Raw genomic sequence first — 13,771 nt, 5'->3', positions numbered from 1 at the left:
CGGAAAGCTGCACAGGATCAACGGATTGAGTACGCGTACCTGGGCCGACTCGGTAGCCGCGCCCATCCGGTGCCCCGCCCCGCGGACCTACCGTTCCCCCATGCCCGAAGAACCCGCACCGATGCACGCGACCCCGGCTCCGTCCCGAACCCCTTCCCTGGCCGGAGCCCTCGGATGCGGCTGCGTCGCGCTCGTCGCCGCAGCCGTACTCGCCGTCGTGGTCCCGCTCATGTGGCAGAACCGTGGCGCCACCGACTTCCCCCGCGTCGGGCGCGAGGACATGGCGAGCCGCGCCTTCCAGAACTCCCGGCAGGCGTACGGGATTCTCGGGTTCGAGCGTGCCGTGGAACCGGGCGTCGAGGATCGCGGCGTCGGCACGGAGAACACCTTCGGCTCCGGTGCCTGCTACGACGGCGGCTTGCTGGGCATGCAGGACGAGGTGGTCGACGGCGCCTACCGGATGCACCACAGCTGGGCGGTGGACCATGTGCCTTCGAGCCAGGCCGTCCCCGGCCTTCGCCGGCTGCGGCAGCACCTGGAGGACGAGGGCTGGAAGATCAGTACCTATCGCGAGGGCGGGAAGGCGGAGGAATGGCGCTTGTCCGCGGAGCTGGACGACGGGGACGAGCGGATGTCCTTCACCTGGGATCCGGACAGCGAGTACTTCACCGGCGGCAGCGGCGTACCCTGCGCCTACGATCCGGACCGGGACGGCGACTCCGCGGGCACGGCCGCCGACGATCCCGTCCCGCCCGTCCTCCGGCCCGTCTGACGGCCGTCGGCCACGGGCTGATCCCGCCGCGGGCGGGTCCCTGCGCCGACCGAGGCGGAGAGCCTCGCCCGCGCGTTGCGGAGGCGGACTATCCGGCGGGGTCCTCTTCCGCCTGCCGTACCGCGCGCTTGACCGCGCCCTCGACGGCATCCGCCGACCGGCCGCTGACCGCGGCGTGATCGGCGATCGCCGCCCGGACGGCCCGGGTGGCCTCCTCCCAGGCCCGTCGCTGCACTTCGAACTCCTCGCCCTCGAGTCCGGCGAGCCGGGCACGCTGTTCTTCCGCCGCCCGCTCGAGGCTGATCAGATCCTGGGGGATGTCCACGCCGCCGATCCTAGGTTCGGACGCGGCGGAGCCCCGGCGCCGACCCGCGGCAACCGACCGAGTTCCGCCGACGGCGGCAGCGACCGCGGGGCGGGCGCCGGGCGCGGCACTCCCGCTCGACCGGTTCGGCAACCCGGGGGAGCCGCTGCACGTCATCGCGGCTCCCCCGGGTTGTCCTTCTGTGTCTTCGTCTCCTCCGCGCCTTGAGCCACGCGGCGAACGGCCCGCGTCGAGTGGCTCCGGCATCTGTCCCGGGGAGGAGGACCGTTCGCCCGGTCAGTCCCCGACCGGCACGGACCGCGACGCCGGTACCGATGCCCGCGAGGTGGCCGAGAAGTTGTCCTCGACCTCGGCCTTCTCGGCCGCGTTCGGGTAGGGATTGGTGCACGAGACGCCCGCGCTGGAGCCCGACATCAGGCTGGAGCAGGGGCCGGGCTTGCGGTCCGGAAGGCCCAGGATGTGACCGAGCTCGTGGGACGAGATGCGTACGGTGTCGTAGCCCTGGTTCACGGCCTGGCGGCCGATGTAGACGGTGCCGTTGCCCAGGGAGCCGGGCAGGGCGCGCGGCCAGCCGTTGTCGGCGAGGACCCGGATGTTCGCGCGTTGCCCGGTCGTGGCCGGGCGCAACTCCACGCCGTCGACGCTCTCGTTCCAGATCGCGGCGCCCCGGTCGACCGCGGATTTGAACTCCGCGGCGCCGCTCGCGTCGTAGGTGACGACTCGGGCCGCGGCCAGGGGACGCGCGGTGGCCTCGGGCGGGGCCGCGGCAACGGCCTGGCCGCTCAGCAGGGGCAGCGACGCCAGCAGCACGGCGGCCAGGCTGCCGGTCAGGGTACGGACGCGCATGGTCGACCTCCTTGTGGGGGAAAGGTAGTCGTGGTCATGACACCACTGGCTCCCTGCCCAGCGCTCCAGGACGCCAATCCGTCATTCCGCACCGCACTCACCGCGATGCCGCCGGCCTCCTCATCCCGGAGCCGGGAGATCCATCGGCGCGAGCCCGGCCGGATCGACCACGGCGGCGATGCCGGTGATCCCACCAGGAGCCCGCACGCCGAAGGGCCGCCACCTCGGAAGAAGCGACGGCCCCTCTCCTGCCCCCCTTTCCCGCTCCGCCCCTCGTCCGCGCGAGGGCCGTCGGAACGGCATGGCGATGCGCTCGTCATTCGCCGAAGCGATGGCGCGCGTCCTCGATGTGGCCGAGGTACCGGTGGGTCCAGTCGCACATGGCGTCGACCGTCATGCGCAGAGCGCGGCCCGGTTCGGTGAGCGTGTACTCGACCCGCGGCGGCACCGTGGGGTACACCTTCCGCTCCAGCAGGCCGTTGCGTTCCAGCATGCGCAGGTTCTGGGTGAGCATCTTGTGGCTGACACCCTCCACTTCGTTGCGCAGCTCGCTGAACCTCAGGGTGCGCTCGCCGAGCGCCTCGATGATCAGGAGCGCCCACTTGTTGGCGACGTCCGAGAAGATCTCCCGCGCCAGGGAGTCCGCGCGCCTCAGGTCCGCGTCCTCGGGCAGGCCCTTGAGCTGCTGTTTGGTCACCATGACGTTCCCCAGTCGACGAGAAGTGCGTTCTTGCGGGTCTGGTTTCACTCTCCTGCAGTTCTCGAGTAACCACAAGAGAGCCAGGCCGAGCCCTCGCTGACACGGAGCCGTCCCGCAGCGCGGGGCGCGTGCCGGCCGGGAAGAATTCGCTGGCGTCCCGTCCGGTGGGTGGACTACGTTGCGGGGATGACCGGGACGGCATCGCGCCACACACGGATCGGCAACCCGGCGCTCCTCTGAGCGCGGCACGGGCCGGTGTGTGCCCGTCGTCTCCCCGAGAATGCCGCGTCGCCGCGCGGGCTCCACCTCCGTCGTGTTGACCCAAGGCTCGACACATCCACCACGACAGGAGAGTTCATGCCCACCGAGACACTGCACATTCCCACCGCGGACGGCCGGGCCGACGCCTTCGCCGCATACCCCGACCACGGCAAGCGGCACCCGGGGGTGCTGATGTACGCGGACGGCTTCGGCATCCGGCCCGCACTGTGCGAGATGGCCCGCGAACTGGCCGGACACGGGTACTACGTACTCGTCCCCAACCTCTTCTACCGGCACGGCACGGCACCGGTGATCGAACTGCCCGCGCACATCGGGGAAGAGGTCCGGCCCGCGGTCTTCGCCCAGCTGATGCCCATGATCGAGGCGCACACCACCGAACGGGTCCTGCGGGACGCCGACGCCTATCTCGACTTCCTCACGGGCCGGCCCGAGGTCGAGGCCGGACCGGTCGCCGTGACCGGCTACTGCATCGGCGGCCTGCTGGCGGTGCGCACCGCCGCGGCCCACCCGGGGAAGGTGGCGGCTGTCGCCGGGTTCCACTCACCCGTCGTCGCCGACGGGCCCGACGGCCTGCACGGCCTGCTCTCCAGCATCACCGCCAAGGTCCATCTCGGCCACGCCGAGACCGACATGACGCCCGAGGCCCTCAGCGTGCTCGACGAAGCCCTGGAGGCCGCGGGGGTCGACCACACCTCCGAGGTCTACCCCGGCACCGTCCACGGGTTCACCATGTCCGACACGGACGCCTTCGACCCCGCCGCGTCGCGGCTCCACTGGGACCGCTTGCTCCCCCTCCTCGGCGCCACCCTGACCCGCGGCTGAAGCCGGGCCGGCGAGGCGGCTGCGATCCACGAAAGCCGGAAAAAGTTCGGATCCCGATGTCGAGAACGCGTGGCCGGCTCCGTCCCCGCAGTGAACGCGACCACAATGGGCCGCACCAGCACCGAGGAGACACACCATGGCCAAGTACCTGCTTCTCAAGCACTACCGAGGCGCCCCGGCTCCGGTCAACGACGTACCCATGGACCAGTGGACGCCGGACGAGATCTCGGCCCACATGCAGTACATGCGGGACTTCGCGGACCGGCTCGAGAAGACCGGCGAGTTCGTCGACGGTCAGGCGCTCGCCCCGGAGGGGACGTGGGTCCGGTACGACGGTGAGGGGCGCCCGCCGGTCACCGACGGCCCGTTCGCCGAGACCAAGGACCTCATCGCCGGCTGGATGGTGATCGACGTCGACAGCTACGAGCGCGCCGTCGAGCTGGCCGGGGAACTGTCGGCCGCGCCCGGGGCGGGCGGGAAGCCGATCCACGAGTGGCTCGAGCTGCGCCCGTTCTACGGTGTGTCGCCCACCGTCACGGAATGACCTCGGCCATGGACGAGGCCCGGCTCAGGAGCCTCACGCCGAACGTGCTCGCCGTCCTCGTCCGCCGCGGAGCCGACTTCGCGGCGGCCGAGGACGCGGTACAGGAAGCGCTGGTCGAGGCGGTCCGCGTCTGGCCGACCGCCCCGCCGCGCGATCCCAAGGGCTGGCTGATCACCGTGGCCTGGCGCAAGTTCCTCGACGAGACCCGGGCCGACACCGCCCGCCGCCGGCGAGAGGACCTGGTCGACCAGGAGCCAGCCCCCGGGCCCGCGGCCTCGCGGGACGACACGCTCCAGCTGTACTTCCTGTGCGCCCACCCGTCGCTGACACCGTCGTCCGCGGTCGCCCTCACGCTGCGCGCGGTCGGCGGCCTGACCACCCGGCAGATCGCCCGGGCCTACCTGGTGCCGGAGGCGACCATGGCCCAGCGCATCAGCCGGGCCAAGCGCACCGTCTCCGGCGTACGGTTCGACCAGCCCGGTGACGTCGCCACCGTGCTGCGGGTCCTCTATCTCGTCTTCAACGAGGGCTACTCCGGCGACATCGACCTCGCCGCGGAGGCCATCCGCCTCACCCGGCAGCTCGCGGCGGCGATCGACCACCCCGAGGTGTCGGGGCTGCTCGCCCTCATGCTGCTCCACCACGCATGGCGCGCCACCCGGACCGCGCCCGACGGCAGCCTGGTGCCGCTCGCCGAACAGGACCGCGGCCGGTGGGACACCGCGTCGATCGCCGAGGGCGTCGCGATCCTCCAGGCGGCCCTCGCCCGCGACCGGCTGGGTGAGTTCCAGGCCCAGGCCGCCATCGCGGCGCTCCACGCCGACGCGCCGACCGCCGAGGAGACCGACTGGGTGCAGATCGTCGAGTGGTACGACGAACTCCTGCGCCTCACCGACAGCCCGGTCGTCCGGCTCAACCGCGCGGTGGCCGTCGGCCAGGCCGACGGACCGCGCGCCGGCCTGGCCGCGCTCGCGGAGCTGGACGGCACACTGCCCCGCCACACCGCGGTGGCGGCCTACCTCCACGAGCGCGACGGCGACCTGGCGACGGCGGCACGGCTGTACGCCGAGGCGGCCCACAAGGCATCCAGCCTCGCCGAGCGCGACCACCTGACACGCCAGGCCGCCCGGCTCAACGCCCGCGGGCGTGGCTGACGGGACGGACCGCGGCGCGGATGCGGCCGGGTACCCGGCGTCGCCTCGGGGCCGGGCCGGTCGCCTCGGCGGCGATCAGATCGAAGCCGCGTCGGTCGGGGAAGTTGCAGCGCACGGGCGCAGGACCATCTGCGGTCCTTCCGAGGTCGCCACCATGGCAAAGGGGAAACGGTCGAGCTCGAGGCACAGCGCGACGTCGTCGGGGTGGACTCCCTGACGCACACCCGTCGCCAGCTCGGTGGCCGCGCGCGACGCGGCGGCGCGGCCCAGGAACTCGGACGCGTCCGTCCCCGCTCCGGTGGCCCTCCGGGCGATGTACTGAGCACATGCCAGGTCCTCGTCGGCCTGCCCGTCTTCGCCGGTGACCACGAACGTGACGCTGTCGCACTTGTGTGTCCGAAGGAGCCGGGCCGTTGCCTCCGCCACCACGAAGCCGGCGCACAGCACCAGTGACGCCCCCTTGACCGCGAGGGCGCCGACCGTCCCCGCCGTGGTCTTCTGCACCACCGTTCGACCGGCAAGGTCGATGGACCGCAGCAGGCCCGGCGAGTTGACCATGTCGAACCCGGGCGCGAGCGGACCGTCCTTGAGCGCTGCCCAGTCCGGATGCCGAGCCTTCAGGGCCAGGGCCTCGTCCAATGACTCGGCGAGGACGATCCTCTCCGCCCCCTGGGCGAAGGCCCACGCAGCCACCGTGCAAGCGCGCATGACGTCGACCACGACCGCCACGGAGGGTGTTTCGACCAGGTCGGCGATGCCGACGAAACGAGAATCCATGCGCGCCATGATCGCGCATGGGCGCTGGTTACGGACGGGCGAACCCGCTTTCCGTGTACGGGCGTTGGTGCTCCCGAGCCCATCCGGCCGGTCGCGTCGGTATCGTCACTGCGGGGCGGCACGCGCGCCCGACGGCACGGTCAGGTCAAGTCGGCACCTCCGACGGGGAGTACACATGAGTCCTGCCGATCTCGATCCGGAGTTCGCGGCCCTGCTCGCGGCGGCCGCGATCGCACCGGCGGACGTGGCGGAGTGCGCCCCGCTGTCCGGAGGCACGTACAACTCCCTGCTGAGCGTGGTGCTCCAGGACGGCCGACGGTACGTCTTGAAGCGACCGCCGGCCACGGACCGCGGATCGACGCTGCGCTACGAGCACGACCTGCTGCGCGGTGAGACCGAGTACTGCAGAGCGGCGCGGGACCTTCGGGGCGTGCCGGTGCCCCGACTGATCCACGCGGAGTCCGACGCCGACCGGTCCGTCGTGACGGGCCTTGTCATGACCGAATGCCCCGGCGTCCCGTGGCACCAGGCCGACGCGTCCCTGGAGCCCGGCGAACGTGCGCGGTTGCGTGCGCGGTTGGGCGGGGTCGTCGCTCGGCTGCACACCGCGACGGGCCCGGAGTTCGGCTACCCTGCCCGGCCCTTCGGCCCGCCGGCCGCCGACTGGCCCAGTACCTTCGCCGCCATGACCGCCGCGGTCCTGGACGACGCCGTGCGCTACGGCGTACGGCTGCCCCGGCCCGCGGAGCGGGTGCGTGAGGTGTTCACCGCGGCCGGAGACGTGCTGGCCGACGTGACCCGTCCCGCCCTGGTCCACTTCGACCTGTGGCAGGGGAATCTCCTGCTCGACGGAGCCCCGGGGGCCAGGTTCCTCAGCGGAGTGGTCGACGCGGAGCGGATGTTCTGGGGCGACCCGGTCGCCGATCTCGTCTCCCTCGCCCTGTTCGGTGACATCGAGCGGGACGACGACTTCCTGACCGGCTACGCGGAAGCCGGAGGAGACGCGACGTTCACCGACTCCGTACGTCTGCGTCTGCACCTGTACCGCTGCTACCTGTACCTGATCATGCTGGTGGAGGTGGTGCCCCGGCGCTTCTCCCGCGAACAGCGGGCCTGGACCCGGCGGCACGCCGGGCGGTGCCTGGAGGAGAGCCTCGACGCGGCGGAGTCCGCTCTGGGCGGCAGGCCCTGACCGGCACGGACTCTCCGGCGGTCCGCGTGCCCCGTCGCACCCTTCGCCGCATGCCCGCGACGCACGCGCTCCGCTTCCGCCCGCGTGGTCCCGGCTCCGGAAGTCCCTTCAGGCCGCCTCCGGTGACGGTCGTCGTGCGGGTTCGGGGAAGGACCGGTCGCCGAAGAGCACACGGCCGGCCGCGGCCCGGCCGAGCGGCGTACGCATCAGGACGAAGGCCGCCTTCGCGGCGGCCGGTGTCCGTACCTGGGCCAATGCCCTGCGCAGGGTGAGCCTCCCGCGGAACCCGGCGCGCAGCGCGGCTCCGTCGTAGGAGCCCAACACGTCCCTCCTTCCCGTCCGCAGCGCGTCGTGGAGTATCTCCGCGGCGTGCTCCGACAGCCTCAGGCATGGGTCCAGGCCACCCGCGGTGAGCGGGGAGACGGCGCCCGCGGCGTCTCCCACCAGCAGCCCGTCCGGGCAACTGATCCGGCGCAGTACGCCGCCCACGGGTATGGGACCTCCTCGCCGTTCCACCGCCGAGGGACGATCCCCGCCGGGCAGTCCGGGCGCGGAGGCGGCGAAGCGCTCCATGGCCCGGCGCAGACCGTCCGGGAAACGCTCCGCGTAGCCGGCGACGCCGACATGCGCGTGCCGGCCGTCGTTGACGACCCAGGCGAGGTAGCCGGGGGCGAGAGAGGGATCGAGGACGCAGTGGAACGTCGGCGGCTCCTCGCTCCCGGACACTTCGAAGACCTCCTCGGCGCCGATCAGCAGTCGACGGTTGCGGTCCAGGGCGAGGTCGCGGGCGACCCGCGACCGGGCGCCGTCGGCTCCGACGACGAAACGCGCGCGGACCGCCGTGCGGGCTCCTCTGCCGAGCAGGTGGTACGTGTCGCCCTGTCGGCCCGCGTAGCGCGTGCCGAGCGCCATCCGCACCCCGGCGTCCTGCGCGACGGCGGCGGCCGCTTCGTAGAGGGGGGCCATGTCGCCCACCCGGAACTCGTCGCGGGCGCTGACCAGGCTCACCGGGCGGCGCATTCCCGGGGGATAGAGCACCATGCGTCGAATCGGGGGTCCGAGGTGCTCGGTGGGCAGCGGGAAGTCGTCGAGGGTCTTGCGGACGAAGATGCCCGTGGTGCGGATCGCGCCGGCGAGAGCGGCTCGCCGTTCGACGAGGAGCACGTCGTGGCCCTGGCGGGCGAGCAGGGTCGCGGTGTGCAGGCCGGCGAGGCCGGCGCCGACCACCAGGACGTCGGTCTGCGCGGTGCCCTCGGGGTCACTGGTTCGGTTGCTTGTCCTCACAGGCTGCCTCTCCTGAGGTTCGATCGTTCTGCGATAGGAAACTATCGATTTTCGATAGGAGAGGCAACCGGCTGAGTCGGTGGGCCGGTGGCGGTCCCGGTCGGGTGACGGCGAGCCGGCCGCATCGCCGACGGGGCGACGGCACGGCCGACGTCCCCGACTTCGCGGTCGACCCGCGCACCAGGACCATGCGGAAGGCGCACCCCAGCGGAGTGCGCGTGCCTGTCGCGGTGACAGGCACGCGTCCGGGTCAGGCCCGATGCAGTCGCCAGATCTGCGGCTGAAGTCCGTTGCACGTCCACTGCCACACGTTGGCGCCGGGCGCCCGCGAGCCCTCCGCCACGTCCAGGCACTGCGCGCCGGCGCGGGCGATCAGCCGGTAGTAGCCGCGGCCCACGTTCTCCAGCCTCCAGTCCTGTGCGGAACTCCCGTTGCAGTACCACTGCCGGACGTTCGCACCCGGCGCCGTCGAGCCGTTCTCCACGTCCAGGCAGTGACCGCTGTTGCGGCCGGTCAGGGTGAAGTGGCCCGCGTCACGGGCGCGCAGCGTCCAGTCCTGCGGACCCAGGCCGTTGCAGTTCCACTGCTGGACGTTGCCGCCGGCCGCCCGGGAGTCACCGGCGACGTCGAGACAGTGCCCGCTGTTGGCGTTCACCAGGCGGTAGAGCGCGCCGTCGACGAGCCCGGCCGCGTCGCCGCTGCCGGTGAGGCCGCCGGTCGCGAAGTAGGCCCGGCACACCGTGCCGTCGAAGTCGGTGGCGATCTGCAGGACCCGTCGGCCGTCGGGCGACGGCAGCAGCGGGGAGCTGTAGTTCTCGCAGTAGTTCACCTCCGGGCTCGGCACGGTCACCGGTGACTCGATCTCGTACCACGGACCGCTGCCGTTCTCCGTGTTGACGAGGATCGTCCGGCCGCTGTCCGCCGCGGGAGTGCCGTCCCGGTTCAGAAGCCGCTGCCCGATCAGCAGCAGCCGTCCGTCGGGAGCGCCGTCCGGTGACGGCGCCCAGGCGATGGTCGGCGCGGCGCGGAAGTACTTGCCGTCGACCGTCTCCGGGCGGAAGCCGAGCGAGGCGGGATTCCCCCAGTCCCAGCCGTCGGCGGAGGTCCGGAAGTGCACTACGCACTGGTACTGGCCGCCGGGGTTGCAGATCTCGTAGCTCATGAAGTAGGTGCCGTTCGGGAGCTTCCGCACCACCGGCATGCCCGGGCGGTCGGCCGACCAGTCACTCGCCACGGTGTCGTGGTGCCCCTCCCAGTGCACTCCGTCGTAGCTGCGCGCCGCGACGAGTTTCTGGCTGTGCCCGGGGTCCGTCTCGTCGGCGTAGTGGCAGACCAGCGCGCCGTCCTCGGCCACCGAGAACTCCGGTTCCCACAGGCCGCCCGTGCCGTTGGCCACGGCGCACGAGGACAGGTAGGACCAGGTGCGTCCGACGTCGTTGCTGCGCCAGACCCGCAGCGCCATCCGCCGGTCCGCTTCGTCCTGGCCGGCGGACGAGGCCCAGAGCAGGGTGCCGGCCGGCATCGCGCCCACCTGCCGCGGCAGCTCGAACAGCGTCGCGCAGCACAGGCCCTGACCTGCGGCGGACTCGGGATCGGACACCCTGCCGACCTCGCGGAAGGTCGCCCCGGAATCGGTGCTCTCGTGAATGGCGCCGACGCCGTTGTCGCCGTCGAAGGTGACGACACTGGCGAGGACGCGCCCGTTAGCCGCACCGCTGTGTGCGAGCCGGACGGCACGCGGGTACAGCCCCGTACCCTCGCGCAACGGTGTGCCCGTGGCCGCGGGGGAGACGTCGTCGGCGGCGGCCGGGGACGGCGCCGGTGCCGGTGGAGTGCTCGCGGCGGCCGGGACGGTGAGTCCCAGGGCCAACAGGCCGGTCAGGGCGAGGAGCGCGACGCGTGCGCACGCGCCGCGGACTCTTACGAGGGTGTGTGACAGGCGGAGGATCATCACGCTCTTCCCTTCTGCGGGAACGGATCCGCGCCAGGCTAGAGCGGATGTACATCGATGTAAACGGTGTCGGCGCAGTCGTTCCTGACCCGGGTGCCACGTCGGTCCCGACCGCGGCGCGGCCGGCTTCCTGGAGAGTGCGCGGACGTGCGCGATGAGTTCGGATGACTTCGGCCGTCTGCATTGTGTGAAGGACATCGTGTGAAGGACGGAAAGACGCCTTCTCCCACAGACTCCGGAGTCCTGGCATGACACCGAAAAGCCCCAAGACCGAGCTCGACGCCCGCTACAGTTCCGCGCTCAACCCGCGCCCGGGCGCGGAGGCCGTCACCGCCACCGACTGGGCCGAGGCCCAGCGCCGACTGCGGGACGCCGAGCTCTTCTGGATCACCACGGTCCGGCCCGACGGCCGGCTCCACGTCACGCCGTTGATCGCCGCCTGGCACGACGGCGCGCTGCACTTCAGCACCGGACCGGGGGAGCAGAAGGCCAAGAACCTGGCCGGCAATCCCCACTGCGTACTCACCACGGGGAACAACTCACTCTCCGAAGGAGTCGACATCGTGGTCGAGGGCACGGCGGAGCGGGTGACGGATCCGGCACGGCAGGACGAGGTCATCGCCGCGTTCGAGGCGCAGTACGGGGATCACATCCGCTCGCCGGAAGGGACCTTCTACGGCTTCGGCGACAGCATCCGCAAGGGGAACGACCTGCTGTTCGCGGTGGCACCGGGCACGGCCTACGGCTTCGGGCACGACGGACAGGTGTTCAGCCACACCCGCTACACCTTCTAGCTGTATTGATCACGAGCGTTGTCAACGCCGGCCGGGCTTGATCACGGCGAAGACCTCCGGTGTGGCGGAGCTGTCTGGGAACGCACCACACGGAGGTCTTCGTGTCCCGCCGTAATGCCCGGCTGTCCGTTCACGGCAGGCGGCTGCGCATGTCGCGGTCTCCTGCCGGTCCCCGAACCGTCGCTCGACGCGATGTCGGCCGTCGGGCCGGACCGCTTCCGGGGCGCCGTGACCATCGGCCGCCCTCAGCGGGGCGGCGAGGACTCCTCCGGCCCGGCCGACGCGTAGCGACGCTCCAGGCTCAGCGTGCGACGCGGGGGATGCGCTTCTCCCAGGTGCGCCGGAAGACGACCTCCTCGCCGTCGTGGCACACCACCTCGTTCGACGCGACGAAGTCCTCGGCGTCGCAGGTGATCTCCGACCGGGTCTCGATCCGTACGTCCCACGCGCGCTCCGGCCGGCGCAGCCGCACGGTCCAGTCGGACCCGGCCCGTGCCGACAGGGGGTCGTCCTCCCTGATCGTGTAGGTCTCCAGGGCGTCCTCGGTGAACTCCAGGCCGTCCGGGTACACGCGGGTACCTCCGTAGCGCGGATCCACCTCCAGGCGCCATTCGCCCTTGGCCACGTCGCGCACCACCCGTCGCTCCGGGCGTTCCTCCCGCGCGGCCGGCGGCGCGGTGACGCGCAGCGGCTCGGACTGCTCGGGGGGCTCGAAACGGATGCCGGCGTCCTCGGGGTGTTCCCCGCCGTCGCGCACCGGCAGCACGAGCGCGGAGCCGGCCGGTTCCAGGACGAAGCCGTCGTCGGAGCCCGCCTGCGGCCAGATCCACGGCCAGTAGGCGGAGGAGACGGCGAGACGGATGCGGTGCCCGGCGGGGAAGGCGTGCCCGATGCCGTTGAGCCGGAAGGTCACCGTCTCCGTGGCCCCGGGGGTCCAGGGCGCGTTCCGGTCCCGGCCCCGGCGGGCGGAGAGGTTGAGCGCGCCGCGGGTCACGAGGGTCGACGAGCCGTCCGGCGCCACGTCGCACAGCCGGGCCACGACCTGCCCGTACGGCACGTCCATCCGCAGGCGCAGGGTCACCTCGGGGCGGCCCATGATCTCGACGGGCCCGTCGGCGACGGGGAACTCGAAGCACACCGAGCGGGCGTCCTCCTCCCGCTGGTCGGGCGGCAGGTCGGCGTCGTTGCCGAAGGGGAAGAAGCGGCCGGCGTCGACGCCGGTGTGCTGGGGGGACCGTACGACGACCGGTTCACCGCCGAGGGCGTGGGGCGTGGGGGTGATGTACGGGGAGGGCCAGGCGGGGTCGCCGACCCAGCGGCCCGGCAGTTCGGGGTAGACGGTGGCCGGGCGGTGCGACTCGCTGATCCAGGAGCGGAGCAGCGGTTCGTCCATGACGCCGGTGTCCCGGCCCTTGAGGTGGTGGTCCCACCAGCGCAGCGTCTCCTGCAGGAAGCCGATCGGCGGGCCCGGCGGCAGCCCGCGGTCCGGGTACTGGTGCGACCAGGGCCCGATCAGTCCGCGCACCCGGTCGTCCGGCAGGTGCTCCACGAGCCGGAGCACGGTGTCGCGGTACGGGTCGTGCCAGCCGCCGACGGCGAGGACGGCGGCGTCGATCGCGGAGTAGTCCTCGCAGACGCTGCCGTGCTTCCAGTAGTCGTCGCGGAGCTGGTGGGACAGCCAGGTGTGGATGAACGGGTCGACCGTCTCCAGCCGCCGCAGCCACATCTCCCGCCACTCGTCCCCGGCGTACTCCGGGTCCGGCGGACGGCAGACGAAGGCGAGCATGGTGGCGGCCCAGGCGTGCATGTCCACCCCGAGCACCGAGCCGCCCATGTAGTGCACGTCGTTGTCGTACCGGTCGTCCGCGGAGCAGACGGTGACGACGGCCTTCAGGGGTTCGGGGGCGAGCGCGGCGATCTGGAGCGAGTTGAAGCCGCCCCAGGAGATGCCGAACATGCCGACGCTGCCGTTGCACCAGGGCTGCGCGGCCAGCCACTCGACGACCGCGACACCGTCGGCCAGTTCGGTGGCGTCGTACTCGTCGCCGGGCATGCCCTCGCTGTTGCCGTGCCCGCGCACGTCGACCCGGACGGAGGCGTAGCCGTGGCCCGCGTACCAGGGGTGGCGCTGGCTGTCCCGGGGCGCGGTCCAGTCGCTGAGGCGGTACGGCAGGTACTCCAGCAGGGCGGGAACCGGCTCGTCGGTGACCGGCCGCCAGACGCGCGCGTAGAGGCGGGTGCCGTCCGGCAGGGGGATGCGGATGTCGTCCTGGGTCGTCTCGTAGGGGAAGTCGGTGCGGATGCGCATGGGGAGGTACACCTTCCGGC

Annotated in this window: 13 protein-coding genes; 6 read left to right on the top strand and 7 right to left on the bottom strand. The window is 72.2% G+C overall.

The genetic code is table 11. The annotated features are described in order from the left end of the window. Window positions 1–100 precede the first annotated feature (100 nt). Complete coding sequence (locus ACLIN4_RS01770; RefSeq protein WP_289907966.1) at window positions 101–772, top strand: hypothetical protein; 672 nt, start codon at window positions 101–103, stop codon at window positions 770–772. A gap of 88 nt (window positions 773–860) precedes the next feature. Here the strand turns inward: ACLIN4_RS01770 and ACLIN4_RS01765 are convergent, their stop codons facing one another. The 3 genes from ACLIN4_RS01765 to ACLIN4_RS01755 all read right to left on the bottom strand — a co-directional run bounded on the left by ACLIN4_RS01765 (window position 861) and on the right by ACLIN4_RS01755 (window position 2,643). Then, window positions 861–1,097, bottom strand: a complete 237-nt coding sequence (locus ACLIN4_RS01765; RefSeq protein ID WP_411575424.1) for a hypothetical protein — start codon at window positions 1,095–1,097, stop codon at window positions 861–863. 276 nt (window positions 1,098–1,373) lie between these two features. After that, the gene (locus tag ACLIN4_RS01760; RefSeq protein ID WP_107479351.1) at window positions 1,374–1,943 is read right to left on the bottom strand and encodes a snapalysin family zinc-dependent metalloprotease; all 570 of its coding nucleotides are present in this window, start codon (window positions 1,941–1,943) and stop codon (window positions 1,374–1,376) included. Window positions 1,944–2,259: 316 nt separating this feature from the next. Further along, entirely contained in the window at window positions 2,260–2,643 is a 384-nt protein-coding gene (locus ACLIN4_RS01755) for a winged helix-turn-helix transcriptional regulator (protein WP_100044983.1), read from the bottom strand. A 357-nt stretch (window positions 2,644–3,000) separates the two neighbouring features. Between ACLIN4_RS01755 and ACLIN4_RS01750 the strand changes: the two genes are divergently transcribed. From ACLIN4_RS01750 to ACLIN4_RS01740, 3 genes are all read left to right on the top strand, one after another. Beyond that, the gene (locus tag ACLIN4_RS01750) at window positions 3,001–3,747 is read left to right on the top strand and encodes a dienelactone hydrolase family protein (RefSeq protein ID WP_289907967.1); all 747 of its coding nucleotides are present in this window, start codon (window positions 3,001–3,003) and stop codon (window positions 3,745–3,747) included. A 136-nt stretch (window positions 3,748–3,883) separates the two neighbouring features. Then, a complete protein-coding gene (locus tag ACLIN4_RS01745; RefSeq protein ID WP_100044985.1) occupies window positions 3,884–4,291 on the top strand; it encodes a YciI family protein in 408 nt (135 codons plus the stop codon). Window positions 4,292–4,299: 8 nt separating this feature from the next. Next, complete coding sequence (locus ACLIN4_RS01740) at window positions 4,300–5,445, top strand: RNA polymerase sigma factor (RefSeq protein ID WP_411576723.1); 1,146 nt, start codon at window positions 4,300–4,302, stop codon at window positions 5,443–5,445. Between the two features lie 75 nt (window positions 5,446–5,520). Here ACLIN4_RS01740 and ACLIN4_RS01735 read toward each other — a convergent pair whose 3' ends face one another. Continuing rightward, complete coding sequence (locus tag ACLIN4_RS01735; RefSeq protein ID WP_306416676.1) at window positions 5,521–6,222, bottom strand: 2-phosphosulfolactate phosphatase; 702 nt, start codon at window positions 6,220–6,222, stop codon at window positions 5,521–5,523. A 175-nt stretch (window positions 6,223–6,397) separates the two neighbouring features. Between ACLIN4_RS01735 and ACLIN4_RS01730 the strand changes: the two genes are divergently transcribed. Further along, on the top strand, window positions 6,398–7,414 hold the full coding sequence (locus tag ACLIN4_RS01730) for a phosphotransferase family protein (protein ID WP_107479356.1): 1,017 nt from the start codon (window positions 6,398–6,400) through the stop codon (window positions 7,412–7,414). Window positions 7,415–7,522: 108 nt separating this feature from the next. Here the strand turns inward: ACLIN4_RS01730 and ACLIN4_RS01725 are convergent, their stop codons facing one another. Both ACLIN4_RS01725 and ACLIN4_RS01720 read right to left on the bottom strand, forming a co-directional pair. Next, window positions 7,523–8,698, bottom strand: a complete 1,176-nt coding sequence (locus tag ACLIN4_RS01725) for an NAD(P)/FAD-dependent oxidoreductase (protein ID WP_107479357.1) — start codon at window positions 8,696–8,698, stop codon at window positions 7,523–7,525. A 250-nt stretch (window positions 8,699–8,948) separates the two neighbouring features. Then, complete coding sequence (locus ACLIN4_RS01720) at window positions 8,949–10,649, bottom strand: RICIN domain-containing protein (protein ID WP_381913750.1); 1,701 nt, start codon at window positions 10,647–10,649, stop codon at window positions 8,949–8,951. A 248-nt stretch (window positions 10,650–10,897) separates the two neighbouring features. Here ACLIN4_RS01720 and ACLIN4_RS01715 point away from each other — a divergent pair, with 248 nt between their 5' ends. Beyond that, a complete protein-coding gene (locus ACLIN4_RS01715; protein WP_100044991.1) occupies window positions 10,898–11,443 on the top strand; it encodes a pyridoxamine 5'-phosphate oxidase family protein in 546 nt (181 codons plus the stop codon). A gap of 301 nt (window positions 11,444–11,744) precedes the next feature. On the opposite strand, the gene ACLIN4_RS01710 is transcribed toward ACLIN4_RS01715, so the two are convergent. Beyond that, window positions 11,745–13,751, bottom strand: a complete 2,007-nt coding sequence (locus tag ACLIN4_RS01710; protein WP_411575423.1) for a CocE/NonD family hydrolase — start codon at window positions 13,749–13,751, stop codon at window positions 11,745–11,747. Window positions 13,752–13,771: the final 20 nt, after the last annotated feature.

It is taken from the genome of Streptomyces mutabilis, assembly GCF_046628145.1.
Classification (GTDB): Bacteria; Actinomycetota; Actinomycetes; order Streptomycetales; family Streptomycetaceae; genus Streptomyces; species Streptomyces mutabilis.
Note: the sequence above shows the minus strand (reverse complement) of the source record. Positions and strands in the feature narration are given on the sequence as shown.